This window comes from Aeromonas sp. AE23HZ002T15 (genome assembly GCF_054165525.2).
Window position 1 is genome coordinate 1,946,776 of the sequence record NZ_CM201342.1, and the last position, 26,031, is coordinate 1,972,806.

A 26,031-nucleotide genomic window follows, 5' to 3' on the forward strand; every position below is an offset into this window, starting at 1 on the left:
CGACCTCAAATCCAAGGAGACACTATGAACATGGATGTTCTGTTGGCTGCACTGGTTGAACAAAAGGGCTCGGATCTCTTTATCACGGTCGGTGCCCCCCCCACCCTCAAGGTCAACGGCCGCCTGGTGCCCCTCGGCGAGGCGTCGCTGGACAAGCAGGCGGCCCTGGCCCTGGTCAGGGATAGCCTGGATACGGAGCACTTCGATCGCTATCTGCGCACCCGGGAGGCGAACTACGCCATCGCGCGCGAGGGGATAGGGCGTTTTCGGGTCAGCGCCTTCTGGCAGCAGGATCAACCAGCCATGGTGCTGCGCCGCATCGAGACCCGGATCCCCGGCTTCGAGGAGCTGCTGCTGCCTCCCATACTGCAGGACGTCGCCATGGCCAAACGCGGACTTGTGCTCTTCGTGGGAGCCACAGGCGCCGGCAAGTCCACCACCCAGGCCGCCATGATCGGCTTTCGCAATCAGCATGGTGACGGCCATATCCTGACGGTGGAGGATCCGGTGGAGTTCGTGCACAGCCACGGCCGCTGCCTGGTCACCCAGCGGGAGGTGGGCATAGACACCGACTCCTTCGACGTGGCCCTCAGAAACTCCATGCGCCAGGCGCCGGATGTGATCCTGATCGGCGAGATCCGCACCCAGGAGACCATGGAACTGGCCATCCAGTTCGCCGAAACGGGCCACCTCTGTCTCGCCACCCTGCACGCCAATAACGCTAACCAGGCGCTGGATCGCATCCTCCACCTGGTGCCCCAGGAGAAGCACCGCCAGTTCCTGTTCGATCTCTCCTTCAACCTGCGCGCCATCGTCGCGCAGCAACTGCTGCCCAGCCTGCACGGCCAGCGCCGCATCGCCGCCTTCGAGATCCTGCTCAACACCCCCCTCATCACCGACATCGTCCGCAAGGGGGAGGTCCATCGACTCAAAGAGGTGATGACCAAATCCACCGAGCTCGGCATGCAAACCTTCGATCAGGCGCTGTTCGCCCTGTTCTGCGCCGGCCAAATTGGCTACAGTGAGGCCCTCGCCCATGCCGACTCCGCCAACGACCTGAGGCTGCAGATCAAGCTCTCCGGTCGCGAGCAGCTGGGCACAGGTTCACTGGACAACGCCACCCTGGACGAATGAGGGAGGCGTCGCCGCCGCGAATGAAGGAAAGTTATGCTGATTGTGGTTTCCCCGGCCAAGACGCTGGATTACGAGTCGCCGCTGGTGACCTCCCGTTTCACCCAGCCCGAACTGCTGGATCACTCCGCCCGGCTCATCACCCGCGCCCGCCAGCTAACGCCGGCCCAGATCGCCAGCCTGATGAAGATCAGCGACAAGCTGGCGGGGCTCAATGCCGCCCGTTTCAGCGAGTGGCAGCCGGACTTCAACCCGGCCAACGCCCGCCAGGCGCTGCTGGCCTTCAAAGGAGATGTCTATACGGGTCTGGCGGTGGAGGACTTCAGCGAGGGGGACTTCGACTTCGCCCAGGCGCATCTTCGCATGCTGTCCGGCCTCTACGGGGTGCTGCGCCCGCTGGATCTGATGATGCCCTACCGGCTGGAGATGGGGATCCGCCTCGACAACGAGCGCGGCAAGGATCTCTATCAATTCTGGGGAGATGTCATCACCGAGCACCTGAACAAGGCGCTGACGGCCCAGGGGGACGAGGTGCTGATCAACCTGGCTTCCGACGAGTACTTCAAGTCGGTAAGACCCAAGGTACTGAAGGGACGGATCATCACCCCAGTGTTCAAGGACGAGAAGAACGGCCAGTACAAGATCATCAGCTTCTACGCCAAGAAGGCTCGCGGCATGATGGCCCGCCACATCATCAAGCACCGCCTGACCGAGGTGGAGCAGCTGACCGGTTTCAATGACGGCGGCTACCGTTTCGTGCCCGAAGAGTCGGACCAGCACACCCTGATGTTCAAGCGCGCTGAAAATTAATTACAAAAAAAGTGAACCAACCACGGGATCCTCGGGTCTGAACCTATGAATCCTCTGTTGTAAGCACTTTTTTGTTAGCCGACGTTTATGCGTCGGCTTTTTTCTGTCCGCGATCCGGCGGGATCCTGTCAGGATCCCCATCAACACAAAGGCCACCCCAGGGTGGCCTTTGTGTCAGCGATTATTTCTTTTTCTTCTTGGCAGACTTCTTCTTGCCGTCTTTCGGCTTCTTCTTCTTCACCGGCACCCGGGCTTCCTTGTGCTTGGGGCGCAGCTCGTCGATCACCCGGCGCTTGAGGCGCTCCTCGGTGTAGCGCTCGATCTTGGCCACCATAGCCATGTCGTGAGCCTCCACCAGGCTGATGGCACAGCCCCGGTTGCCGGCGCGGCCGGTGCGGCCGATGCGGTGCACATAGACATCGGTACCGTAGGGCATGTCGTAGTTGATGACATGGCTGACATTCGGCAGGTCGATGCCGCGGGCGGCGACGTCGGTGGCGATGAGGAAGGGCACCTCACCTTCGTGGAACTTGCGAATGGACTCGATGCGCTTGGCCTGCTCCATCTCGCCGCGGATCCAGGCGCAGGGGACACCCGCCGCCTGCAACTGGCCGGAGAGCTCGGCCAGCCGCTCGCGGGTCTTGACGAAGACGATGGCCTTCTGGGTCTGCGGATCCTTCAGGATGTGCACCAGCAGCGCCAGCTTGTGGGCGGCGTCGTCGGCGAGATGCACCCACTGGGTGATGGGGCGGCGCTCGCTGCGGGGGGGCTCTGCGTGCAGTTCCACCGGATCTTTGAGGATCTCGTTGGCAAACTTGGTGAGGCCGGCTCCTTCCAGGGTGGCGGAGAAGAGCATGGTGTGCTTGCGGTAACGCGCCTCTTCGACGATGCGGTTCACGTCCTTGATGAAGCCCATGTCCAGCATGCGGTCCGCCTCATCCAGCACCAGCACCTCGATGTCGTGGCTCTCGAACTCTTCCTTCTCGATGTACTCGAGCAGGCGGCCCGGGGTGGCCACGACGATGTCGGTGGTCTTGGTGAGCGCCGGCAGCTGCTCCTCATGGCTGACGCCGCCGATGATGGTCTCGATGCTGAGGTGAGTGTGCACCGCCAGCGCCTTGGCGTGGGCACTGACCTGCAGCGCCAGCTCCCGGGTCGGGGTCAGGATCAGCATGCGGCAGGGGCCCGGCTTGCGGCGCGGGAAGTCCAGCAGGTGCTGCATGGCGGGCAACAGGAAGGCGGCGGTCTTGCCGGTACCGGTCGGCGCGGAGGCCAGGATGTCGCGGCCGTCCAGGGCTGGCTCCAGCACCATCTGCTGGATGGTCGTGGGGCGGGTGAAACCCATCTCGGCCAAGGCCCGGTTGAGGGCGGGATTCAGGTCGAAATCATCAAAGGACTGGCTCATGGCAATACTCGGTCATTTAGGAAGCGGCAGATTATAGGCGATTATGCCGCCGGCTCCTATGGCGCTGGCACCTTAGCCGCTATAATCGCCGACCATTTTTTGTATAGCAGACGGGATAGAGGGCCAGATGGGGCGCAGCAACGGCTTTACCTTCAAACAATTTCACGTCGCCCATGACCGCTGTGCCATGAAGGTGGGCACGGACGGCATACTGCTCGGCGCCTGGGCGCCCCTGGTTGGGGCCCGCCGGGTGCTGGACATCGGCAGCGGCAGCGGCCTCATCGCCCTGATGCTGGCTCAGCGCAGCACAAATGACTGCCGGATCGACGGGGTAGAGCTGGATAAAGATGCAGCCGGGCAGGCCAGAGAGAATGTCGCTGCCTCCCCCTGGGCCCACAGGGTCAACATAGTGGAAGCGGCCATCCAGGATCATCGGGCGGCCCCCTATGATCTCATCGTCTCCAACCCCCCCTACTTCGTGGCAGGCCAGGTTTTCAGCGACCCGGCCAGGGCCCTGGCCCGGCACACCGGCGCCCTGGATCCCCGGGCGCTGCTGGCCGCCTGTCAGCGCCTGCTGGCTCCGAGTGGCCGGGTCGCCCTGGTGCTGCCCACTCCCATGGCCGATGAAATTTTATGCATTTCGGCGAATTATGAGCTGCAGGCCAGTTGTTATACAGCTGTTATCACCAGGGAAGGGAAAGAGGCAAATCGCGTTTTATTGCTACTTGGCAGAGGATTAAACAGGTGTGAACGGGGTGAAATTGTGATCCATTCTGCTACTGGAGGCTATTCCGACAGATACATCCAACTAACCCACCACTTCTATTTGAAGATGTAAATTTTGCCTTGAAGAATTTTTCCACATCATTATGCTGACTCTTAAACGAGCACCCGCTCCAGACCAGCAAAAACCACTGGTCGCGATGAAAAAAGCAGCGGGGCTCCTTTTTTTTATCCCCGAGGGGCCTGGGTCATTGACCAATAAAAAACTATAACAAGCAATAGTTTACAAGACAGACGAGGTTGAACTTGACGAAATCACTCACGACGTCCGACGTACTCGGATTGGGCTTTATGACCTTCGCCTTCTATCTGGGCGCCGGCAACATCATCTTCCCGCCCCTGGCCGGCTATCTGGCGGGTGAGCACCTCTCCCTCGCCATGCTGGGCTTCCTGGTCACCGCCGTGGGCCTGCCCCTCATCACCATCATCGCCGTCGCCAAGGCCGGCAACGGCTGGGCCGGCATGACCAAGTTGCTGCCCGCCGGCATCGCCACCGCCCTGGCGGTCGCCATCTACATCATCATAGGCCCGGCCTTCGCCGCCCCCCGTACCGGCCTGGTGGCCTACGAGATGGGTCTCAAGCCCTTCATCGGTGACATGGGTCAGGCCGGTCTCGCCGCCTATACCGTCATCTTCTTCGGCATCGCCATCCTGGTCTCCATGAACCAGGGCAAGCTGATGGACGCCATCGGCAAGTACCTGACCCCGGTGCTGATGATCCTGCTGCTGACCCTGGCCGTCGGCGTCTTCATCGCGCCGCAAGGCACCATGCCTGCCGCCGCCGGTGACTACCAGAACGGTCCCTTCGTGAAAGGGATCCTGGAAGGCTACAACACCATGGACACCCTGGCGTCCCTGATGTTCGGCGCCCTCATCGTCGATCTGCTGCGCCAGAAGGGTATCACCGACTACCAGAGCCAGTTCAAGTACCTGGCCATCGCCGGCATCATCTCCGCCATCGGCCTGTCCGTGGTCTATGTCTCCCTGTTCCAGCTCGGCAACACCGCAGCCGGTGTGGCCAGCGACGTCAGCAACGGCGGCGCCATCGTCAACGCCTACGTGCTGAGCCTGTTCGGTCAACCGGGTCAATACATCTTGGCGGCCATCATCACCCTGGCCTGCTTCACCACCGCCGTGGGCCTGATCTCCGCCTGCTCCGACTTCTTCCACAACCTCACCGGCATGAGCTACAAGAAGCTGGTGGTGTTGCTGGGGGTCATCTGCGCCGTGGTCGCCAACGTCGGCCTGAGCCAGCTCATCAGCCTCTCCATCCCGGTGCTGGTCGCCATCTACCCGGTGGCCGTGGCCCTGGTGCTGGTCACCTTCCTGAAGGGCTACTTCGGTCGTCCACGCCTGGTATTCCGCTCCGTGCTGCTGGTCGCCTTCCTGTTTGGCTGCCTGGACGGTCTGGGTGCCGCCGGCATGAAGATGGATGCGTTCGCCTTCCTGCCGCTGTTCGACAAGGGACTGGCCTGGTTGTTGCCGACCCTGCTGGCCTGTGGCCTGGGTGTGATGATCCGCTCCGGTGACAAGCTGGCTGCCGAAGCCGCCTGATAGTCCACCGCACACACACAACAAGAAAGGGGCCAGCATCTGCTGGCCCCTTTCGTTTTGACTGCCGAGGAAAATCCGTAATGCTAGAGCATGGATGCCGGCTTGGGTTTGCCGGCCAAGCCGTACCAGTGATGCTCTATCATGCCTGCATGCCAGCTGAGGGTGCCCCAGGGCTGCTTGGGCTGCCAGCGCGGGAAGCTGATCAGGACGCTGTTGTCCTCATACTTGTAGATGGAGGTCTTGAGCTGAATGTCCGACAGGATCAGCAGCAGGACTGCCGCGATGAAACTCCATTTCAACGCTTTCCACATGATGGGTTACTCGAAGCAGATTTCGATGGTGGCGCGACCGTAGTCGGAATCGAACGGCATCATGATCTTGGCGCCGTCCGCCCTGTGGGTGATGGTATGGTTCGGACCCGAGACGATGATGGGGGTCGCCATGTCGAACTCGTAGCCCTTCTCCCCCAGCATCCGCTTGGCCCCGCCGGTCACCATGTTGGTGATCTCCCCCACCATGTCGGTCACCTCCTCGTTGAGGCTGGTCGGCGCCTCCCCCAGCATGCGGCGCATGATCTCCAGCGCCAGCCCCTTCTCGAAACTGATGGAGAGGGAGCCGCGGGTCTGGGGGCCCACCATGCCGATGAGGCCGGAGACATCCCCGCGCGCCAGCTCGTCCGTCTTGCGCTTGGGAGCGCCGGGTTTGAGTTCCAGCTGCGCCATGGTGGAGATCACGTTGAGCAGGGAGAGCAGGAACGGGTTTACAAAATCAGCCTTCATCGTGACTCCCCGGGGTCTCGGCGCAACGGGCACATTGGCCGTGAGCCTCTATGGTCTTGTTGGTAATAGTAAAGCCATGCTGGCGAGCCTGCTCGGAAAAGGCGCCGTCGATGGCGTCGTCGTGCAGCTCCACCACGTCGCCGCAGCGATCACAGATCAGCAACTGCATCGGGTGGGCATGGTCGAAGTGACAGCAGAAGATGAAGGCGTTGAGGGATTCCACCTTGTGGGCAAACCCCTGCTCCAACAGGAAGTCGAGGGCCCGGTAGACGGTCGGCGGCTTGGCATGGGCCTCGGTCTGCTGCAGTTGGGCGAGCAGATCGTAGGCGCTGATGGCGTTGCCGTGGGCCGCCAGCAGGCGAAACACCTGGCGCCGGGTGGGGGTGAAGCGGATCCCGCGCTGTTCGCAGAGGCGTTCCGCCCTTAGTAAGAGTTGGTCTTGATTCATCATCACGCAGCTACCCTGTCAATTAGCCGGATACTATCACAGGGCCTCGCCAGCGCGGGGACAAAATTCATTTTCCCGGCCCCCCTCACAGCCTCGCGAACGGGCGTGAATCCCACACGCTCGCACCACCATCACCCCCCTGCTGCTCCCCATCTCTCGCCCTGCGAACCAGGGCACCGGGAAGAGGGGCTCCTAGTTTATCCCCACACCACAACGGGAACAGCACCTGCCCGTCCCTCCCCCGACAATGCCAAACGGCACGCCCTATTTGTTCCTTCAAGTAATAAAAGATGCAACCTAGACGCCATCCAACCCTCACCAATGCCGGTTTACACTGCATGCAATGTAATAATCATTGAAAGGAGAGTGAAAATGAAGAGCAAGACTGTGATAGTGACCGGCGCCTCGAGCGGCATCGGCTTTGCCCTTGCCGAGGCCTACCTGGCACGGGGCTACAACGTGGTGGCCAATGCCCGCACCGATGCGGATCTGGCAGAGGCCGCCGAGCGCCTCGGTGCACCGAATAACCTGCTGCTGGTGGCCGGCGACATCGCCAGGCCCGAGACGGCAGGCTCCCTGTTCGACCGGGCGGAGCAGCGCTTCGGCCGGGTGGATCTGCTGGTGAACAATGCGGGGGTCTTCATCTCCAAACCCATCGCCGAGTACGACGAGGCCGATATCGAGACCATGCTGGGCACCAACCTCAAGGGGTTCATCTATCCCTCCCAGGCCGCCGCCGCCCACATGCGGGCCCACGGTGGCGGGCAGATCATCGCCATCACGGCGGCCCTCGCCATGCAGCCCAATGTGAATGTCCCGGCCCTGCTGCCCATCATGGCCAAGGGGGGGCTGAACCAGGCCGTGCGTGGACTGGCGCTGGAACTAGCGGAGTCCAACATCATGGTCAATGCCGTCGCCCCCGGCATCATCGCCACCCCGATGCACGGCCAGGATCCGAAAGTGTTGGAAGCCCTGAAGTCCATGGCACCGACCCATCGCGTGGGAGAGGTACAGGACATCGTCCAGGCGGTGATGTATCTGACCGACGCCCGCTTCGTCACCGGCAGCATCATGGTGGTGGATGGCGGCTCCACCGCCGGCAAGTGGTAAGGATAGCGCCATGCCCTACGTCAACATCAGGATCACCGACGAGCAGGTGACGGCAAAGCAGAAGCAGGCGCTGATAGAGGGGGTCACCAGCCTGCTCGAGCGGGTGCTGAGCAAGCACCCGGCCACCACCTTCGTGGTCATCGACGAGGTCGCGACCGACAACTGGGGTGTGGGCGGCGAGACCGTCTCGGCCCTGCGCCGCCGGCAGGGAAAATAGGGCGAAAGGGGCTGGTTTGAAAGGACAGGACCCGTGCCCCTGATAGAATGGGTGCGTTATCACAAGGGAGCCGACGCCGTATGCAACACAACTTGAGCGACATCATGCTGAGCAGCATCGACCTGTTCTGCCTCGCCGCCGAGCACCAGAGCTTCACGGTAGCCGCCCAGGAGGCCGGCATCTCGCCGGCGGCGGTGAGCCGGACCATGATGCGGCTGGAGGAACGGCTCGGTATTCCCCTGTTTATCCGTACCACCCGCCAGGTGCGCCTGACCGATGTCGGACGCCAATATGCCGCCCAATGCCGTGTGGCCCTGGCGCTGCTGCACGAGGCCGAGCAGCAGGCCATGGGGGCCCGGCAGATCCCCGCCGGCAAGGTGCGCATCAGCCTGCCCGCCCCTTATGCCCACTGGCGGCTCTTCCCCCGCATCGCCCACTTCCAGCAGCGCTATCCCCTGGTCGAGCTGGAGTTTCACATCAGCACCCACAGCGTCAACGTCTCCCGCGACGACTACGATCTGGCCATTCGCGGCAGCGAGCTGGCGGACTCGACCCTGATTGCCCGCAAGCTGGAGGACGCCGAACTGGTGATGGTGGCCTCGCCGGATTACCTCGCCCGGCACCCCCCCATCAAGAGCTGGCAGGGGCTCGCCGACCATCAATGCCTCGGTTTCATCCTGCCGGGCAGCGGGCGCCCCGCCCCCTGGCTGCTCAAGGTAGACGGCGAGGCACGAGACATTGCCGTCGGCGGCGGCGCCCTCTGTTCCGAGGATTATCTCGGCGGCCTCTCCCTGGCCAGGGGGGGCGCCGGCATCTACCAGATGTATCGCTTCGTGGTGGCGGATGCCTTGCTTCGCGGTGAACTGCAGGAAGTGCTGCCCTCCTGCAACGGCGCCACCCGCCCCTTCTACCTCGTCTATCCCCAGGCCAGCTTCATGCCCCTCTGCGTGCGGGTCTTCGTGGACTTTCTGCTGGCTGAGTTACGTCAGCCCTGAGCCGGGCATATGGCCACCCAAGGCAGGACTGCCCAGGCTCGGACCCAACCTATCGAGCCCGGTTCGGTGACAAAAATTGCCCGACAAGCCATTGGCGGCGATATCGGGCCAAGGGGGTGAGCTGACAACCGGCCAGACAGGCGCAGATCTCGGCCCCCTTCCCAGGCTCCCCTTCAGGTCACTTGGCAATGTGGACCCAGGCCGGACCGGATCGGGCGCTTCCTCTACTCAATCGCCGGTTTTCCTGCCAAAAACCGGCGATTCAGGCTAAACTGTCGCGCTCTGCGGGCAGGGGCCGACGCGTCATACGCGGTGGCCATCCCCCTATTTTGCGCACCCCAGGGTGCAACCCGGCCAGCCCCACGATCGGCTCGCCGGGTACTGATATCGCTAGTCTGAAACAGGTTGAAAACGGTTAAGCATGGCTCACGCACAGATCTCCGACACACAAGACGACGCTCGGCTCACCCCGCCATCCCCGGGTACCCCGAGCGCCCAACGATTCTCCATCGCCCCCATGCTGGACTGGACCGATCGGCATTGCCGCTATTTCCACCGGTTGATGACCAGCCAGACGCTGCTCTATACCGAGATGGTCACCACGGGCGCCATCATCCACGGCAAGGGGGACTATCTGGGCTACAGCGAGCAGGAGCACCCCATCTCCTTGCAGTTGGGGGGCAGCAACCCGGCGGATCTGGCCCGCTGCGCCAAGCTCGCCGAGGAGCGCGGCTATGACGAGATCAACCTGAACGTGGGTTGCCCCTCGGATCGGGTGCAGAACGGCCGCTTCGGCGCCTGCCTGATGGGGGAACCCGCCCTGGTCGCCGACTGCGTCAAGGCGATGCGGGATGTGGTGGCTATTCCGGTGACGGTGAAGACCCGGATCGGCATCGACGATCAGGATTCCTACGAATTCCTGCAGGCCTTCATCGAGCAGGTGCGGGACGCCGGTTGCGACACCTTCATCGTCCATGCCCGCAAGGCCTGGCTGAGCGGCCTGAGCCCCCGGGAGAACCGCGAGATCCCGCCGCTCGACTACCCGCGGGTCTACCAGGTCAAGCAGGACTACGCCAACCTCACCATAGCCCTCAACGGCGGCGTCACCAGCCTGGAGCAGACCCTCGAACATCTGCACCATGTCGATGGCGTCATGATGGGGCGCGAGGCCTATCAGAATCCCTACCTGCTGGCCCAGGTGGACAACCTGCTGTTCGGCCTGAACAAGGCGGTGCCGAGCCGCCACGAGGTGGTACGCATGATGCTGCCCTACATGGAGCAGGAGCTCGCCAAGGGCAACTATCTCTCCCACATGACGCGCCACATGCTGGGCCTGTTCCAGAACATGCAGGGGGCCCGCGCCTGGCGCCGCCACCTGAGCGAGAACGCCTGCAAGCAAGGTGCCGGCATCCAGGTGGTGCTGGACGCCATGGCCAAGGTGCCGGAGTTCCCCCAGACCGAGGCGGTGGAATAAGCATGTATCGCTTCACCGGCTCCTGGCTGCACAAGGCCCTGGTGCGCCTGTGCGCCGGCCTGCTCGCCATCCTGGGCATCAAGCTCAGCCCCTTCTATCTGCTGGGGCTGCTGGTGGTGATCGGGTTGCACAGGGATCAACTGCTGGGCTGAGGCAGACTCCGCCAGCAGACACAAAAAAAGCCGGAACCTTGTCGTTCCGGCTTTTTCATTGGGGCTGCGGCTACTCGGTCGCCTCGACGAACTGCAGCTCGGGAGGCAGGGAGGTCAGCACGTCGGCGCAATAGTCCCAGGTCGAGATGCGGTAGTGCTGCAGATCCTCGTCCAGATGCAGGCCATCGGACTCTTGATGGAACCAGCTGGCGAAACGGGAGGGAATGATCAGCTGGATCTGCTCCTCCAGGGTGTGGCTGTCCCGCCCTTCCGCCAGATCGCAATCCTCCATCACCCGCACCGCGAAGATGTGGCGGAAGCTGACCCGGCAGAGCGGCTGCGGCGGCAGATCGATGCTGCGCGCGCGACCCAGCACCACGGTCAGGGTGTCGCTCCAGATATCCTGATGCAGTTCGGCCACGACCAGGCCGGGGGGAAGTTGGCGGGAGGGTGCCCAGGGCACGGCCACCTGCCGAATGGCATTCTTCTGTTCCATATCCACCTCGCTACAGCGACTGCCATATCCTGAGTGTATCTGAAACAAATTTCGCCGGCGATGGCAAGAAAAAACCCGGCAGGTGCCGGGTTCACAGGATTACTTGACGCTATTACTTGACGGCGTCTTTCAACGCCTTGCCTGCCACAAAGGACGGCACATTGGCGGCTGCAATCTGGATCTCTTTGCCAGTTTGCGGGTTGCGACCGGTACGGCCCGCACGATGGTTGACCTTGAAGGTACCAAAACCCACCAACTGAACGGCATCGCCCTCTTTCAGGCTCTGGGTAATACCATTGATGATCTCTTCCAGAGCAACTTTGGCCTGAGCTTTGCTCAGGTCTGCTTTGGCGGCAATTGCATCGACAAGTTGAGCTTTGTTCATAACATTTCCTTTATGATCGGGCATTTAGCACCGGGCCACTCTATTCAAAAAAAAACACTCAGGCAAAGGCTTTATCAGCCCCGTTGGCTTGAATGCTGGGGTTTTCATCAAGATCTGCGGAAATAGTCACATATCTCGCCCCTTCATCGCCCTTGGCGACGACACGGCGGCGCACAACCGATGGGGACTTGTACGCAAACCCCCATCTGATGTAACAATATCCCCACACTCCTATTGACGGTCAACAGGATTTTCCCTAGTTATAGGGAGTGTCGTCAGTCGATGGAATGACCGCAGGCCTGTCGCCATAGCGTCACAGGCCATGCCCACGGAGGGTCTATGTTAACTGAACTGGAAAACACCAAGCGCGCATTGGCAGGCAAACACAGGGCCATTGACGACTGGCTCGATGCTCGCCAGGCCTTGCTGGTCGAATATATCCGGCTGGCCGGCCTCAAACCCGCCAGGGCCAAGCAGCGCTCCCTCCCCAGCCACATTGAGTTGCAGCGCTTCTGCGAACAGCTGGTCGATTACGTCAGCGCCGGTCATTTCGAGATCTACAACCACGTGGTGACCGCCTTCGAGCAGGCCAGCGGCGACAAGCTGGAGCTGGCCAAGCGCATCTATCCCCACATCCGGGCCTGCACCGAGTTCGCCCTAGAGTTCAACGACAAGTACAGCAACGCCGATGAGGCCCAGCTGCTGCTGCTCGATGATGACCTGAATCACTTGGGCCCCGTGCTGGAAGACAGATTCAAGCAGGAGGATCGTCTGGTGAAGGCGTTGCAGGTGGTGGAATCCCTCAGTCACCAGCAAGGTTGATGGTCAATACCGGAGCCAGTTCAAGATCCTGCGGCTCAAGCTGGATTACAATCTGAGGCAACCTTCCCAGCCCCGTATCTGCCTTCCTACCGGAGACGAACATGCCAGAGCGCCGTCATTTTACCCGGATCTTCTACTTGACCGCCGCCAGGCTGAGCCAGGAGGCGCGCCAGTGGCGCACCCAGCTGGTCGATGTCTCCCTGCAGGGTGCCCTGCTGCTCAGGCCGGAAGATTGGTCCCCCAGCGACGACAAGGAGTACGAGATCTGCTTCGTGCTCGGCGGCAGCGACATCGAAATCAAGATGCAGGTGGAACTGACTCACGAAGCCAGCAAGAAGCTGGGGTTCTACTGCCATCACATCGACATCGACAGCGCCAGCCACCTCAAGCGGATGATCCAGCTGAACGTGGGGGAAGAGCAGCTGCTCTACCGTGAGCTCGAGCAGTTGCTGCAAGAGCATCAGGATCACGCTCAGCCCTGAGCGGCCCTGCCACAGAGTTCAAAAGAAAAAGGAGCGCCATGCGCTCCTTTTTCCTTGCCGTGATTCAGTTGTCGCTACAAGGCCTCGAGGGCATCGGACAGCTTCTTCACCGGCACCACCTCCATCCCCTCGATGGGATGCTTGGGCGCGTTGGCGTGGGGGACGATGGCCCGGCGGAAGCCATGCTTGGCCGCCTCCTGCAACCGTTCCTGGCCGGAGGGGACGGGCCGGATCTCGCCGGAGAGGCCCACCTCGCCGAATACCACCAGATCCTTGGGCAGGGCCTGATCCCGAAAGCTGGAAACCATGGCCAGCAAGAGCGCCAGATCCGCGCTGGTCTCTTCGACCTTGACCCCGCCCACCACGTTGATGAAGACGTCCTGATCCGCCATCTGCAGCCCGCCGTGGCGATGCAGCACCGCCAGCAGCATGGCGAGGCGGTTGTGATCCATCCCCACCGCCACCCGGCGCGGGTTGGAGAGCTGGGAGTAATCCACCAGCGCCTGCAGCTCCACCAGCAGCGGTCGGGTCCCCTCCCAGATCACCATGACGATGGAGCCAGGCGCCTGCTCCTCGCCCCGGCTCAGGAAGATGGCGGAGGGATTGCTAACCTCCTTCATCCCCTGCCCCGTCATGGCGAAGACGCCGAGCTCGTTGACCGCCCCGAAGCGGTTCTTGTGGGAGCGCAGGGTACGGAAGCGGGAGTCGTGGCCCCCGTCCAGCAGCACGGAGCAGTCGATGCAGTGCTCCAGCACCTTGGGGCCCGCCAGGGTGCCGTCCTTGGTGACGTGGCCCACCATGAAGATGGCGACGTGGTTCTGCTTGGCGTAGCGGGTGAGCAGGGCGGCGGATTCGCGCACCTGGGAGACGGAGCCCGGCGCGGACTGCACATCCGCCACGTGCATCACCTGGATGGAGTCGATGACCATGATCTGCGGCTGCTCCTGCTGGGCGATGAGGCAGATCTGTTCGACGGAGGTCTCGGACAGCATGCGCAGCTTGTCGGTGGGCAGCCCCAGCCGGCTGGCCCGCATCGCTACCTGCTGCAGGGACTCCTCCCCGGTCACGTACAGGGTCTTCATTCGCTCCGCCAGCCCGCACATGGTCTGCAGCAGCAGGGTCGACTTGCCCGCCCCCGGGTTGCCGCCGATGAGGATGGCCGAGCCCGGCACCACGCCGCCGCCGAGCACCCGATCCAGCTCCTTGAAGCCCGAGCCGAAACGGGGGATCTCGGTGGTGGCGATCTCCGCCAGGGTCTGTACCTGACTGCCGACAGCACCGGCATAGCCGCTGTAGCGAGCCGTGCTGCGACCCGGGGTGTTCACCCCCAGCCGGACCTCGCTGATGGTGTTCCACTCCTTGCACTCGCTGCACTGGCCTTGCCAGCGGGTGAAGTCGGCGCCACATTCGGTGCAAACATAGGCGGTTTTGTTTTTGGCCATGGATAACTCGGGGACAGGATGAATTCCTGCTTGATATACTTGTTTGCGACCGACAGATCAAACCCAGATTCGGAAAAGTGACTCTCCGCGGCAGGATTACATGGATTCAGAACAGCCCCTACACCTGATAGAACAGCTTGTCCCCCTGCTTCGGGAAAAGGACTTCGACGAGATCTTCAACCGTCTGACCCAGAACGAAAATACCAACAGCCGCTTCCTGCTCAAGATGGAGCTCAAGCGCAAGTGCACCCCCTGCCGACGGGTCGTGGACATGCGCAGCGAGCTGGGCGAGCTCTGTCAGGTGTTCGAGTCGGAGGGCATTACGCACTTCATGCCGGCGGAGGCCATCGCCCTGTTCCAGTCCCAGTGCTACCTCTACCGTGACGGCTACACGCTGGGGGTCTACGAGGCATTGCAGGCCTGGTACAAGCTCAATCAGGGGCGCATGGATCGCCTCTCCCTGCCCAGCAGCCCGTTTCATCCCTTCGACGTCAACGCCATCCCCTTCGCCAGCCACTATGGCCGCCAGGAGGAGCGGATGCACTTCAGCTCCCCCATGGTGCTCAGGCTGGCCAGCGGGGAGAAGGTCTTTGCCAAGAGTTCGGATCTCTCCCTCGGCGGGATCCGGGTCTCGGTACCCTACCTGCCCGACTACCAGACAGGGGAACAGATCGAGGTCATCTTCACCGGTCTGGAGCGGGAGTCCGCCAACCCCCTGCTGCGCCAGCCCATCGATTACCAGATCCTGGGGGAAGAGCAGAAAGAGGGAAAATTCTGGCTGCGCCTGGTCAAGAGCGGCGATCACCCCGCCTTCGAGCGGTTTCTCGGCGAATTCATCGAGCACAATCGCAGTCGTTATAGGGTCAGCGTCGATTACCTGCTGTCTGCGGCCATCATCAAGGGCTATGAGCAGTTCTACCTGCCGCGCATGACCGGCATGCCGCTCTTCTTCGGCACCGGGGAGAGTCCCGGCCTGGAGATAGCCCTGCGTACCGAGAACAACCAGCACCTGCTCGAGTACTGGCGGGACGCCAAGAACCGGGACATGCTCGGCAGCCTGTTCTCGCCGGCCCGGATGCGCGATCTGCTGCCCCGGAGCGGCGGATTGAAAGAGACCCTGATCTACAGCTTCACTCACTCGGTGCGCAGCCACCTCTACTTCTTCTCCGCCACCCGGGAGGAGCTGCAGCAGAGCGGCCTGACCGCCCTCTTCTTCCAGGTCGGGGCCCGCCGTCCCAGCTGGCGGGTCTACAAGTTCAGCCTGGAGGCCTGTTCGCTCCCCGAGGCCGATCTCGACAGCCAGCAGGGAGAACCTCATCAATTGCAGGATATGCTGCTGCGGGAGAGGCTCAAGCAGATAGGCTATGTGGGTGCATTGCAGGAGATCGGCCTCGACAGCCAGCGCGAGGAGTTCGGCTACGACGCCAGCCAGCATCACAACGCCAACGAGTTGCAGCGCTTCGGCCACGGGCTGGAGGCCACCCCCTTCGAGATCGAGACACTGCACTATGTGCAACTGCGCAAGGAGGCCCGCTACGTCCACAAGACCGCCATCGTCATCCGCCACAAGGAGCGGGCCTGGCTCGGCTGGACCCGGGACATCTCGGCCCACGGCATGCAGGTCGAACTGGAAGAACCCCTCGACGGGGAGAAGGGGGATATAGTCCAGGTCGCCCTGCCTAGGCTGCAGGAGCTCTCCAAGAGCATGGATCTGCAGCGCCTGCCCTACCGGCTGGTCAGCCAGAACCTCAGCCGCACCGTGCTGCACCTGTGCATCGAGGGGGCACCCGAGCGTCACACCGGCCATCAGTTCTTCAGCCTGCTGATCGAGAGCAACCAGAACAAACTCAAGGCCACCCGGGAGCACAGGCGCTACCGCGGCATGGCGCGGGCGCTGCGCAACATCTTCACCCACCACCTGTTCGACACCCCCGTCTACGTCAACAAGCAGAAGGCGGCGCCCCAGCTGGCGGCGGCGGGCCTCTCCCCCCGGCCCCGCAGCCTCAGCAAGCTGCTGCACTCCTGCGCCGAGCAGGAGGGGCAGGTCAACCTCTACCCCCTGTTCCAGGGGGGACTGCTCAAGACCCTGCTGCTCAATCCCCTGCGCACCATAGAGCGGGAAGACAAACCCGCCCAGGAGGAGGTCTATATCGCCAGCCTCCACTCCCAGGGGGGAACGCCCCTGTTCCTCAGCCGACTGGCGAGCAGCTTCCCGACCCTGGCGGACAAACGCCGCTTCGTGGAGCTGGCCCTGCAACAGGGGCAGTTCTACTCCGTGCTGGTCGGCATCTCCCGCACCGGCCGACCGGACACCAGCTTCATCGCCAACGAGCTGGATTACATCGCCAAGTTTGCCATCCACAAGGCCAAGAAGCTGGAAGAGGAGCTGTGGAGCGTGGTGGGGGTGGGTGAGCTGACGGACACCAGCCAGGCCACCCTGTTCCGCCTCGGCATCAGACCACCGGCGGGTTAGATCCGGGCAGCGGTCGATACATCATCAGGAGAGAGGGCGGCCAGCGGGCCGCCCTCTTCATGTCAACGCCGCCTCAGGTCGCCTGCGGGTTGTCGAGCCAGGTGAGGATCTGGGGGAAGTGATCCTCCTGGGCCTGGGGGGCGGTCAGCATGTTGATATGGTCGTAGTCGAGCCGGTTGCCATTGTCCCGTCCGAGCCGGGTATGACGGGTCGCCGAGCCCATCTCGCCACTGAACCGACGCACGTCTATGGGGTGGCCCAGCACCTTGTCGGCCCTTGCCGAGATCATCCAGAGCGGTGGCCAGGACACCCGTCCCGCCGCCTCCCCGTAGGCGAAGCCGTCGTGGGGATCCTGCCAGGGGCCGCATTTCACCCAGGGAATGGTCTCCTGCAGGTAACGCAGCGGCTCGTCATCGGCGCCCATCTTCAGCCTGCGCGCAGCCAGGAAACCGCTGTTGCGGGCCAGCCAGGGGGCGAGCCGATTCCAGATAAGATCGACCTTCAGCCAGCGCTCCGGGTTCTGCACCGAGACACCGCGTTTGGTGCCGAAGAACACCATGCTGGCGATCCCATCCGCCATCTCGGGGAAGCGGGCCAGGGTCGAGGCCATGATGACCCCGCCCCAGGAGTGCGCCATCCAGTGCACCCTGACGCCCGAGTGGCGCGCCGCCACCCAGTGTTGCAGGGCGGGGATGTCTTCGGTGATGAGTTCATGCTGGCCATGGCCGGCCCGCTCGGCGATGGTGGGGGTGCTGAGCCCCCGACCGCGCAGGTCCGCCACATAGACCTGATAGCCGTGCCGCGCCAGGTAGCAGGCCAGCCCCTTGCCCGACTCCGTGTAGAAGATGCGGCCATTCTCGATGGCCCCGTGCACCATCAGGATGGGATCTGCATGAACCGCCACGCCGGGGTGAATGTGGCGCACATGCAGTTGATGCTCGCCGCAGAGGATAAACAGGGATTGTTGCAACAGTTCCATCTTGAGTTCCGGTCCTCCTTGACCGAGGTCAGCACCAGCGCAAATCGCGACAGGCCAGGGCCCCGAGCAGGCAGATCACCCCCTCGAGGTCGTGGTGGTTGAGGGTGGCGGCTGCCTGCGCCCGCACCAGGGGCTTGGCATGGATGGCGATGCCGAGCCCCGCCACCCCCATCATCTTGAGATCGTTGGCCCCATCCCCCACCGCCACCGTCTGGGCGGGGGAGATGCCGTATTCTGCCGCCAGCCGTTGCAGCACCTCTGCCTTGACGGCGGCATCGACGATGCGGCCGCTCACCTTGCCACTCAGGTTGTCGCCGTCCAGGGCCAGCTCGTTGGCGAAGACGGCATCCAGCCCCAGGGCCCGCTGCAACTCACCGGCGAAGCGGGTGAAACCGCCGGAGGCGATCGCCACCTTCCAACCCGATCCCTTCAGGGTATCGACCATCAATCGCAACCCCGGCATCCAGGGCATGTTCCCCGCCACCTCGTCGAGAATGGCCACCGGCGCCCCCGCCAGCAGGGCGACCCGATTGCGCAGGCTGTCGGCGAACTCCAGCTTGCCCTGCATGGCCGCCGCCGTCACGGCGGCCACCTGCTCCCCCACCCCGGCCAGGCGGGCGATCTCGTCGATGCACTCGATCTGGATGGCGGTGGAGTCCATGTCCATCACCAGCAGGCCGGGTTCGTTCAGGCTCGGCAGGACGGGCAGATGGCAGAGATCGATGTCCCATGACTCGGCCTTGATCCCCTGCACCAGTTCGGGAGAGAAGTGGCTGGTGCCGAGCAGCAACAGGGGGACGCCCGCCTGCTCAGCCGGAGGATAGAGGCTGGTGCTGACCTCATGACGGGCCAGCAGGGCGGCCAGCCGATCCAGATGGTGAGCCCCCAGTCCTTTGCCAAACAGGACCAGCCAGGCGGCATCCTGCGACTCATCCACGGGGAGCAAGGCTTCGGGAGTCAGCAGCCAGTGGGGCGCGGAGCACAGGGCCGCCGGCCAGGCAGACAGCGTGGGGGGGAGCTGGGACAACAACATAAGAGAGACGCCTTCCTTGGGGTTCAAAATGCTGGCCCAGAGTAGCGTATTGCTTTTTGTACAGGCAAGCGCCAAGATCCCGCCATTGATCCGCCAGGGTGAACAGTGTCAGACCGGGTCGCTGGCGGTTTGACTCCGGCACACTCCTGGCATCACCCATCGCAAGAGGTTCGGGCTTTGCGTCATCTTCCCATCAAACGCGTCATCAGTCTGGCGGCCGGCACCCTGCTCGGCCTCTGGGTGCTGGTGCTGCTCATCCACATGCAGGGAGAGAGCCAGGCCGCCCTGCACAGCGAGGCCCGTGACCGCGCCCAGGCCCTGGTCTCCTATGCCGCTCGCGACATGGGGCGCTGGATCAAGGAAGACAACGAGAGCGAGCTGGAGCGGCTGGCCCAGGATCTGGCCGCCGAGCCGGAGATCCTGGACGTCACCCTCTACGATGCCCGCGGCATCCCCCTCGCCCAGTCGGATCAGGCCGTCCCCCTGGAGAGCCTGCTGCCCATAGGCGCGGACAACAAGTCCCTGCCGGAGCAGGGCAAGGGGCGCATCCAGTTCGTGCAGGAGGTGCAGGATGGCAACCTGACCCTGGGCTACCTGAGGATCACCCTGGAGGAGCAGAAGCTGCTGGCCAGGCAGGATACCCACCTCAAGGTGAACCAGGAAAAGCAGCGGCTGATGCTGCTGGTGATGCTGCTGGCCGGCCTGCTCATCTCCTACGGTGTGCGTCGCAACTACATGCGGGTGCGCAAGCACAAGAAGCAGAGCAAACCTGCAGCGCCACAATAAAGGGGGGTAGATCGCACCAGCCACCTTGTATATAACTCTGACAGGATGACTGGCAGGAGAGCCACATGATTGCCCCCCCCTTGCCGCTGGACGAGCACAGTCGACTGGAACGACTGCGTCTCCTCGGCCTGCTCGACCGAGAACCCATCGATCAGCTGGATCGCCTCACCCGGCTCATCACCCGCCATTTCTCGCAGCCCATCGCCATGGTCTCCCTGACCGACGTGAACCGGCAGTGGTTTCTCGCCCGTACCGGGATCAGCCTGTGCGAGATCAGCCGGGAACAATCCTTCTGCGGCCACGCCATCCTGCAACCCGACATCATGCAGGTGCCGGATGCCCGTCTCGATCCCCGCTTCGCCGACAACCCGCTGGTGACGGGGGATCCCAGGGTCGTCTTCTATGCCGGCCGCCCTCTGCGCGCCCTCGATGGGGTGGTGCTCGGCACCCTCTGCCTGGTGGGCCATGAGACTCATCGTCTCGACGACGACGCCTGCCGCGATCTCGATGACTTCGGCCACCTGGTGGAAAACACCCTGCACGATCTGGAGCGACGCCATCAGGTTCGCAGCCTGAATCAGGCACTGGAGGACAAGGAGCACCTCTTCACCCTCACCTTCAACCAGTCGTCGGTGGGCATGGCCCACTCCTCCCTCGAGGGCAGGTGGCTGAGGACCAATCCGGGGCTGGAGCGACTGCTCGGCTACAGCGAGCAGGAGATGCTGGGACGTACCTGGCACACCATGACCCACCCCGAGGATCTGCCGCGAGAGCAGTCGCTGTTCAATGCGCTGGTCGCGGGGAAGAGCCAGGACTACCGGCTGGAGAAGCGGATGGTCCGGGCCGACGGCAGCCTGTGCTGGGTACAACTCAGCGTGACCCTGTGCCAGGGCCGCACCACGGCCCCCCACATGATCGCCGTGTTTGCCGATCTCACCGAACGCAAGCAGGCCGAGGCCGAGTTGCTGCGACTGCAGCTCGGCCTCGAGCAGCAGGTGCGCGAGCGCACCCGCGAGCTGTCGAACACGGTGGAACAGTTGCACCTAGAGATGCAGGAGCGCGGCGCCGTCCAGCAGCGCCTGTGGCAGGAGCAGCGTCGCCTGCAATACATGCTGGAACACACCAGCAACGCCTTCCTAGAACTCGACGAATCCCTCGTCGTCACCGGCTGGAATCCCGCCTCCACCACCCTGCTCGGCTGGCATGCGGAGGAGGTGCTGGGCCAGCACCTGCCCCGCTTGCTTGAGGCCGGGCATCCCCTGCTCGCCCTGCTGGAGTCCCCGCAAAGCCCGCCACGGCGCCTGGAGTGCGATTTGGGCACGCGCAGCGGCCAGCGGATCCCGGTCGAGGTGATCGCCGAACGCTACCAGTTCGACGGCAAGGTGCGACTCGCCCTGTTCCTGCACGACATCACGGCGCGCCGCCGGGTGCTGGCCGAGATAGAGCGTGGCCGGGCCAGGCTGCGGGCCATCACCGACGGCCTGCCGGTGACCATCAGCATGATCTCGCCCGAGGGGCGCTATCTGTTTGCCAATCAGGCCTATTGCCACTATTTCGGACTGGATGCCGATTCGATGCGAGAGATGAGCATCAGGGAGGTGATAGGCCCGGAGGCTTACGCCATGGCCATGGCCCATGTGGCGCGGGCCCTGGCCGGGGAACAACTCAGTTTCGAGCACAGATTCACCCTGCCCATCGGCACCCGCGATCTCAGGATCACCCTGATCCCGAGCCGCAGTGACGAGCCCGGCGTCTACATCCTAGGCAGCGACATCACGGAGTTCAGGGCGCTGCAGAACCAGCTGGAGCACGAGGCGGCCCACGATCCCCTCACCGCCCTACCCAACCGGCGCGCCTTCACCCTGCGCCTCTCCCGGGAGCTGGAACGCGTCCACCAGAACGGCGCCCCCCTGGGCCTGCTGTTTCTCGATCTCGACGGTTTCAAGGGGATCAACGACAGGCTGGGTCACCATGTCGGCGATGCCCTGCTGCAGCGCTTCGCCAGCGTACTGAATGCCGAGGTGCGCCCGGGTGACATGGTGGCCCGCCTCGCCGGTGACGAGTTCACCATCATATTGCCGGCCCTGCGCCAGCCGGAGCAGGAGTTGCCCGCCCTGTGCGAGCGGCTGCTGGCGGCCATGGCCATCCCCGCCGACGTGGCCGGCCACGCGCTCCCCCTCGCCGGCAGCATAGGGGGCGCACTCTGCCCGTCGGGGCAGTTCTGCCATATCGACGATCTGCTGCACCGGGCCGACGCCGCCATGTACAGGGCCAAGCAGGCTGGCAAGGGGCGCTTCGCCCTCGACTTCGGCCAGGCATAAGGCCTCAAACAAACAGGGAGGCATCATGCCTCCCTGTTTGTTGCCCAGCATTATCCTCAAGGCTGCACGAACTGACCTGTCTCAGCAGCGCCTCAAGAACTCAATCCGAGACGATCTCCCTGGAACCGTCTTGCTTCTGGCAAGCGGTACCTAAGGCATCCTCTTTCTTACTTTCCACTGCGATGGTCTGCTGGCATTCACGGCAGTAACAACCGTTGCTGCGGTCCCCTCCCGCACCGCCGTCAGTGTGTCATTACAAGTTGTTCAGGCTTGGCTTGAGACAGAAACAAACGCATTTTTCACGCCTTTCCAGCCGGTTTTGGGTGTGATCCCGATTCGTGGTTTATGTTTTCGGTATGCAACCCCCGCATTGAATGCGATGAGATACAACATTTGTGGAAATCATCGGGCAAGAGGTGCATCAGCCACTCCAGCAGAAGGAAGCAAGATCATGAAGCAACCCAGATTTCGCCATGGCGTGTTGGCGGCCGTGATCGCCCTCAGCACGGTATTGGCTGCCTGCAAAGAGGAGCCGCCTGCCGTCACGCAAAATGCTCAACCCAGCGCGGCCTCTGCCGCCAGCCCAACCAGCGCTGCCAGCCCGGCGATCGCACCGCAAGGGCAGCCCGTTAGCGCACCCGCATCGAAATATACCCCGGAGGCGCTCGAGACCCTGCTCGCGCCCGTAGCGCTTTACCCGGATGCGGTATTGTCTCAGGTGTTGGCCAGCGCCACCAATCCGCAAGAGGTGCTCGATGCCGGCAACTGGCTGGTCGCCCACCCTAATCTCAAAGGGAAAGAGCTGACCGCCGCCATTGCGCCGCTGGGCTTTACACCGCCGACCATGTCGCTGATGCACTTCCCGACCGTCATGGACATGATGTGCTTGAAGATGGATTGGACGACTGAGCTGGGCAGTGCCTTCCTGGCCGATGAACCGGGCGTACTGGCCGCCGTTCAGCGCCTGCGCCAGCAAGCGATGGAGGTGGGCAACCTGAAAGACTCGGAACAGATGAAAGTAGCCCAGGATGAGCAGAACAATCAGCAGATCGTCACCATTGCGCCTGCCAACCCTGACGTCGTTTATGTCCCACAATACGACCCGAGCGCCGTCTATAGCCCGCCCGCTGCCGGGCCGGCCTCGGCACCGGTGACCACAGCAACCACCACAACGACCGTGCCTGCGACAACGACCACGACAGTGGTGGAACATGACGATCACGACGACGATAACGAATACGACCGCGGTGATATGGTCGTGACGGGCTTGCTCGCCTTTGGCGCGGGCATGTTGGTCAACGAGGTCTTCAACGACGACGATGATGACGATTATTACTACCCAAGGTGGGGATCGGGTTATCCCAGTGGTTACGCTCCCTATCCTTACCACCCCAACTATGGCAATGGTTTTCGTCCCACCAGCGGGTACAACCGTCCGGTCAACTATCAGCGGGGCTCTAACAACAATATTTATATCAACGCCAAGGGGAACGATTACTTCAACAAGTTTGAGCGCGGCCCCAATAACTACCTGCGCCAGACCAACAGTCCCATCACGGCGGCCCGCCCCAACCGCCCTGAGCTGGCTACCCTGGGACAACGCTCGCGCAATAACGAGGCGGGGGTGGGACAGCGAGGTATCACACCGAAGGGGAGTTATGCGGGGATCAATCGCCAGCCTAAAGGCGAATACGCTGGCGCACCGCGCGCCGTCAATGAGGCGAACAGGGAGGCTCGCGTCACCGCGCCAAAGGGAACCTATGCGGGGGCCAACCGCCAACTCAACAGCGAAAGTGCCAAGGTAACGCGCGATGCTAGACAGGCGAACAGGGAGGCGAATGTGGCCCAACGCACGCCACGCCAGGGCAACTACGCAGGAGACAGGGTCAAGCGGCAGCAAATCACGCCACAGACCGCTGGAGCCCGTGACCGCGGCTATGTCCAACCACGTGCCACTCACAACAAGATCACGGCACAGACTGCAACCCGCAGGGCACCTGTGGCCTCGGCCCCAACCTCGAGGAGTGCCTTCCAGGGGGTACATAACACGGGCAGAACCGAGCGCGCCGCCAGCCAACGTGGGCGTGAAAGTATGGCTAATAGAGCGCATACCGGGCGCAACACTCAACCCAGACGGAGTACGCGATAATGAAGCGTTTGTTGAAATGGAGTTGGGCCCCCTCATGGGGTTTGGCCCTGCTGGCCCTGGTCTGCGCCAGCGATGCGAGCGCCATGGCACCGCGCACCTTCGCCACCCCGGATGAGGCAGTGCAGGCCCTGATCACGGCCCTGGAGAAGAACGATGTCAGCGCACTGACGCAGTTGCTCGGCGAAAAGAGTGAGGAGGCCATCAGCTCGGGGGATGAGGTGGCCGATGCCAATGATCGCGCCGCCTTCGTCGCGAGCTTCAAGAGCAAGCACCAGCTAGTGGCCGAAAGTAAGGATAAAATGATACTGGTCGTGGGGGAGTCTGATTGGCCACTACCAATCCCCCTCGTGGCCGCAGATGGCAAGTGGTATCTCGATGGCGCCGCAGGTGCCAAAGAGATCGTCTATCGCCGCATCGGTCGAAATGAGTTGGGGGCGATCGCGGTGTGCCGTGGCTTCATCGACGCACAGCTAGAGTACGCCGCCGTGGGACATGATGGCCAAACGGCGGGGCTCTTTGCGGCAAAACTGCGCAGTGATGCCGGGCAACAAAATGGGCTCTATTGGCCCGTGGGCAAGGGGGAACCAGCAAGCCCGGCCGGAGAGGAGGTCGTCAGTGCCGCGGCAGAGGGCTACAAGGCCGTGGTGGGTCAACGCACCCCCTATCATGGCTACTACTACCGCATCCTGTATGCCCAGGGAGCCGCTGCCGATGGGGGAGCGAAAGAGTACTTTGTCGACGGGCAATTACGAGACGGTGTCGCCCTGATCGCCTGGCCGGCCGATTATGCCGCCAGTGGGGTGATGACCTTCATGGTGAATCACGAGGGGCGGGTTTATCAAAAGGATCTGGGCACCGACACGGCAACGGCCGTTGAGGCGATCCAGCTGTTCGATCCCGACAAGAGCTGGTCGCTGGTAGTTAGCAAGGAGGGTGATTAGGTCTCCCTATCTCCCCTCCGGGCTTCCCCCCTATTAAATGAGACATAAAAAAACGGCGACCCTGGGGTCGCCGTTCTTGCGTGGAGCCGAAGCCTGGGATCAGTCGCCCAGCAACACGGAGTCCAGCGCCACTTCGATCATGTCGTTGAAGGTCAGCTGACGCTCTTCGGAGGTGGTCTGCTCACCGGTACGGATGTGATCGGAGACGGTGCAGATGGTCAGCGCCTTGGCGCCGTACTCGGCGGCCACGCCGTAGATGCCGGCGGCTTCCATCTCGACACCCAGGATGCCGTATTTTTCCATGACGTCGAACATGGAGGGATCCGGGGTGTAGAACAGGTCAGCGGAGAAGATGTTGCCAACGCGCACGGCAACGCCCTTGTTCTTGGCGGCTTGCACGGCATTGGCTACCAGATCGAAGTCGGCGATGGCGGCGAAGTCGTGATCCTTGAAGCGCAGACGGTTGACCTTGGAGTCGGTGCAGGCACCCATGCCGATCACCACATCACGCAGTTTCACGTCTTCACGGACGGCGCCACAGGAGCCCACGCGGATCAGGGTCTTCACACCGTAGTCGGTGATCAGCTCCTTGGCGTAGATGGAGCAGGACGGGATGCCCATGCCGTGACCCATGACGGAGATGCGACGGCCCTTGTAGGTACCGGTGAAGCCGAGCATGCTGCGCACGTCGCACACCTGCTCCACGTTATCCAGGAAGGTCTCGGCGATGTACTTGGCACGCAGGGGGTCGCCCGGCATCAGTACGGTGTCAGCAAAGGCGCCATCTTTCGCATTGATATGAGGAGTTGCCATTCTCTTAATTCCTTCACACTAGGTTGAGTTTTATTGTCTTTATTGGGTTGC

Annotated in this window: 26 protein-coding genes; 16 read left to right on the forward strand and 10 right to left on the reverse strand. The window is 62.8% G+C overall.

Translation table 11 applies throughout. The features are described 5' to 3' along the window. Positions 1 to 24 precede the first annotated feature (24 nt). Complete coding sequence (locus ACT5M9_RS08935) at positions 25 to 1,134, forward strand: PilT/PilU family type 4a pilus ATPase (RefSeq protein ID WP_457981941.1); 1,110 nt, start codon at positions 25 to 27, stop codon at positions 1,132 to 1,134. A gap of 33 nt (positions 1,135 to 1,167) precedes the next feature. Beyond that, positions 1,168 to 1,941 carry a peroxide stress protein YaaA gene (yaaA, locus tag ACT5M9_RS08940; protein ID WP_457981940.1) on the forward strand — a complete coding sequence of 258 codons (774 nt, stop codon included), beginning with the start codon at positions 1,168 to 1,170 and terminating at the stop codon, positions 1,939 to 1,941. Positions 1,942 to 2,122: 181 nt separating this feature from the next. Here yaaA and srmB read toward each other — a convergent pair whose 3' ends face one another. Continuing rightward, the gene (gene srmB, locus ACT5M9_RS08945; RefSeq protein WP_438550702.1) at positions 2,123 to 3,346 is read right to left on the reverse strand and encodes an ATP-dependent RNA helicase SrmB; all 1,224 of its coding nucleotides are present in this window, start codon (positions 3,344 to 3,346) and stop codon (positions 2,123 to 2,125) included. A gap of 127 nt (positions 3,347 to 3,473) precedes the next feature. On the opposite strand from srmB, the gene ACT5M9_RS08950 reads away from it, so the two are divergent. Beyond that, positions 3,474 to 4,184, forward strand: coding sequence for a tRNA1(Val) (adenine(37)-N6)-methyltransferase (locus tag ACT5M9_RS08950; protein WP_457981939.1), 711 nt, complete (start codon positions 3,474 to 3,476; stop codon positions 4,182 to 4,184). A 236-nt stretch (positions 4,185 to 4,420) separates the two neighbouring features. Beyond that, positions 4,421 to 5,683, forward strand: a complete 1,263-nt coding sequence (gene brnQ / locus ACT5M9_RS08955; protein ID WP_438550767.1) for a branched-chain amino acid transport system II carrier protein — start codon at positions 4,421 to 4,423, stop codon at positions 5,681 to 5,683. Positions 5,684 to 5,766: 83 nt separating this feature from the next. Here brnQ and ACT5M9_RS08960 read toward each other — a convergent pair whose 3' ends face one another. Genes ACT5M9_RS08960 through zur form a run of 3 tightly spaced genes read right to left on the reverse strand, consistent with a single transcriptional unit; the run spans position 5,767 to position 6,910 of the window. Further along, positions 5,767 to 5,994 carry a hypothetical protein gene (locus ACT5M9_RS08960; RefSeq protein WP_457981938.1) on the reverse strand — a complete coding sequence of 76 codons (228 nt, stop codon included), beginning with the start codon at positions 5,992 to 5,994 and terminating at the stop codon, positions 5,767 to 5,769. Between the two features lie 6 nt (positions 5,995 to 6,000). Then, entirely contained in the window at positions 6,001 to 6,462 is a 462-nt protein-coding gene (locus tag ACT5M9_RS08965; RefSeq protein ID WP_438550705.1) for a chemotaxis protein CheX, read from the reverse strand. Continuing rightward, positions 6,452 to 6,910 (reverse strand): zinc uptake transcriptional repressor Zur, encoded by a 459-nt coding sequence (gene zur, locus ACT5M9_RS08970; protein ID WP_438550768.1) that lies wholly within the window; start codon positions 6,908 to 6,910, stop codon positions 6,452 to 6,454. Before zur ends, ACT5M9_RS08965 begins: the two co-directional genes overlap by 11 nt. A gap of 372 nt (positions 6,911 to 7,282) precedes the next feature. On the opposite strand from zur, the gene ACT5M9_RS08975 reads away from it, so the two are divergent. The 5 genes from ACT5M9_RS08975 to ACT5M9_RS08995 all read left to right on the forward strand — a co-directional run bounded on the left by ACT5M9_RS08975 (position 7,283) and on the right by ACT5M9_RS08995 (position 10,858). After that, positions 7,283 to 8,020: an SDR family NAD(P)-dependent oxidoreductase gene (locus ACT5M9_RS08975; RefSeq protein ID WP_457981937.1), complete on the forward strand. Its 738-nt coding sequence runs from the start codon at positions 7,283 to 7,285 to the stop codon at positions 8,018 to 8,020. 10 nt (positions 8,021 to 8,030) lie between these two features. After that, complete coding sequence (locus tag ACT5M9_RS08980; RefSeq protein ID WP_457981936.1) at positions 8,031 to 8,237, forward strand: 2-hydroxymuconate tautomerase family protein; 207 nt, start codon at positions 8,031 to 8,033, stop codon at positions 8,235 to 8,237. An 80-nt stretch (positions 8,238 to 8,317) separates the two neighbouring features. Then, positions 8,318 to 9,232 carry a LysR family transcriptional regulator gene (locus ACT5M9_RS08985; protein ID WP_457981935.1) on the forward strand — a complete coding sequence of 305 codons (915 nt, stop codon included), beginning with the start codon at positions 8,318 to 8,320 and terminating at the stop codon, positions 9,230 to 9,232. 421 nt (positions 9,233 to 9,653) lie between these two features. Further along, entirely contained in the window at positions 9,654 to 10,706 is a 1,053-nt protein-coding gene (gene dusA / locus ACT5M9_RS08990; RefSeq protein WP_457981934.1) for a tRNA dihydrouridine(20/20a) synthase DusA, read from the forward strand. A 2-nt stretch (positions 10,707 to 10,708) separates the two neighbouring features. After that, positions 10,709 to 10,858 carry a hypothetical protein gene (locus ACT5M9_RS08995; RefSeq protein WP_457981933.1) on the forward strand — a complete coding sequence of 50 codons (150 nt, stop codon included), beginning with the start codon at positions 10,709 to 10,711 and terminating at the stop codon, positions 10,856 to 10,858. A gap of 70 nt (positions 10,859 to 10,928) precedes the next feature. On the opposite strand, the gene ACT5M9_RS09000 is transcribed toward ACT5M9_RS08995, so the two are convergent. Then, complete coding sequence (locus ACT5M9_RS09000) at positions 10,929 to 11,354, reverse strand: hypothetical protein (RefSeq protein ID WP_457981932.1); 426 nt, start codon at positions 11,352 to 11,354, stop codon at positions 10,929 to 10,931. 112 nt (positions 11,355 to 11,466) lie between these two features. Further along, positions 11,467 to 11,739, reverse strand: coding sequence for a nucleoid-associated protein HU-alpha (gene hupA / locus ACT5M9_RS09005; RefSeq protein WP_005305063.1), 273 nt, complete (start codon positions 11,737 to 11,739; stop codon positions 11,467 to 11,469). Positions 11,740 to 12,078: 339 nt separating this feature from the next. On the opposite strand from hupA, the gene rsd reads away from it, so the two are divergent. Together rsd and ACT5M9_RS09015 are read left to right on the forward strand one after the other, a co-directional pair. Then, positions 12,079 to 12,561 carry a sigma D regulator gene (gene rsd, locus ACT5M9_RS09010; protein WP_438550712.1) on the forward strand — a complete coding sequence of 161 codons (483 nt, stop codon included), beginning with the start codon at positions 12,079 to 12,081 and terminating at the stop codon, positions 12,559 to 12,561. A 101-nt stretch (positions 12,562 to 12,662) separates the two neighbouring features. After that, positions 12,663 to 13,043, forward strand: a complete 381-nt coding sequence (locus tag ACT5M9_RS09015) for a PilZ domain-containing protein (protein ID WP_457981931.1) — start codon at positions 12,663 to 12,665, stop codon at positions 13,041 to 13,043. 74 nt (positions 13,044 to 13,117) lie between these two features. Here ACT5M9_RS09015 and radA read toward each other — a convergent pair whose 3' ends face one another. After that, complete coding sequence (gene radA / locus ACT5M9_RS09020; protein WP_438550714.1) at positions 13,118 to 14,485, reverse strand: DNA repair protein RadA; 1,368 nt, start codon at positions 14,483 to 14,485, stop codon at positions 13,118 to 13,120. Positions 14,486 to 14,585: 100 nt separating this feature from the next. Here radA and ACT5M9_RS09025 point away from each other — a divergent pair, with 100 nt between their 5' ends. Continuing rightward, entirely contained in the window at positions 14,586 to 16,958 is a 2,373-nt protein-coding gene (locus tag ACT5M9_RS09025; protein ID WP_457981930.1) for a PilZ domain-containing protein, read from the forward strand. A gap of 73 nt (positions 16,959 to 17,031) precedes the next feature. On the opposite strand, the gene ACT5M9_RS09030 is transcribed toward ACT5M9_RS09025, so the two are convergent. Both ACT5M9_RS09030 and serB read right to left on the reverse strand, forming a co-directional pair. Then, the gene (locus tag ACT5M9_RS09030; RefSeq protein ID WP_457981929.1) at positions 17,032 to 17,937 is read right to left on the reverse strand and encodes an alpha/beta fold hydrolase; all 906 of its coding nucleotides are present in this window, start codon (positions 17,935 to 17,937) and stop codon (positions 17,032 to 17,034) included. A gap of 28 nt (positions 17,938 to 17,965) precedes the next feature. After that, complete coding sequence (serB, locus tag ACT5M9_RS09035) at positions 17,966 to 18,970, reverse strand: phosphoserine phosphatase SerB (protein ID WP_457981928.1); 1,005 nt, start codon at positions 18,968 to 18,970, stop codon at positions 17,966 to 17,968. A gap of 177 nt (positions 18,971 to 19,147) precedes the next feature. On the opposite strand from serB, the gene ACT5M9_RS09040 reads away from it, so the two are divergent. The 4 genes from ACT5M9_RS09040 (at position 19,148) to ACT5M9_RS09055 (ending at position 25,167) form a co-directional block, all read left to right on the forward strand. Beyond that, positions 19,148 to 19,756: an AhpA/YtjB family protein gene (locus tag ACT5M9_RS09040; protein ID WP_438550718.1), complete on the forward strand. Its 609-nt coding sequence runs from the start codon at positions 19,148 to 19,150 to the stop codon at positions 19,754 to 19,756. Between the two features lie 65 nt (positions 19,757 to 19,821). Next, on the forward strand, positions 19,822 to 22,077 hold the full coding sequence (locus ACT5M9_RS09045; RefSeq protein ID WP_457981927.1) for a sensor domain-containing diguanylate cyclase: 2,256 nt from the start codon (positions 19,822 to 19,824) through the stop codon (positions 22,075 to 22,077). 451 nt (positions 22,078 to 22,528) lie between these two features. After that, complete coding sequence (locus tag ACT5M9_RS09050) at positions 22,529 to 24,226, forward strand: DUF3300 domain-containing protein (protein ID WP_457981926.1); 1,698 nt, start codon at positions 22,529 to 22,531, stop codon at positions 24,224 to 24,226. Beyond that, entirely contained in the window at positions 24,226 to 25,167 is a 942-nt protein-coding gene (locus ACT5M9_RS09055) for a DUF2950 domain-containing protein (protein ID WP_457981925.1), read from the forward strand. The genes ACT5M9_RS09050 and ACT5M9_RS09055 overlap by 1 nt, the downstream gene beginning before the upstream one ends. 99 nt (positions 25,168 to 25,266) lie before the next feature. Here the strand turns inward: ACT5M9_RS09055 and deoD are convergent, their stop codons facing one another. Continuing rightward, positions 25,267 to 25,980, reverse strand: a complete 714-nt coding sequence (deoD, locus tag ACT5M9_RS09060) for a purine-nucleoside phosphorylase (RefSeq protein WP_457981924.1) — start codon at positions 25,978 to 25,980, stop codon at positions 25,267 to 25,269. Between the last annotated feature and the right edge of the window lie 51 nt (positions 25,981 to 26,031).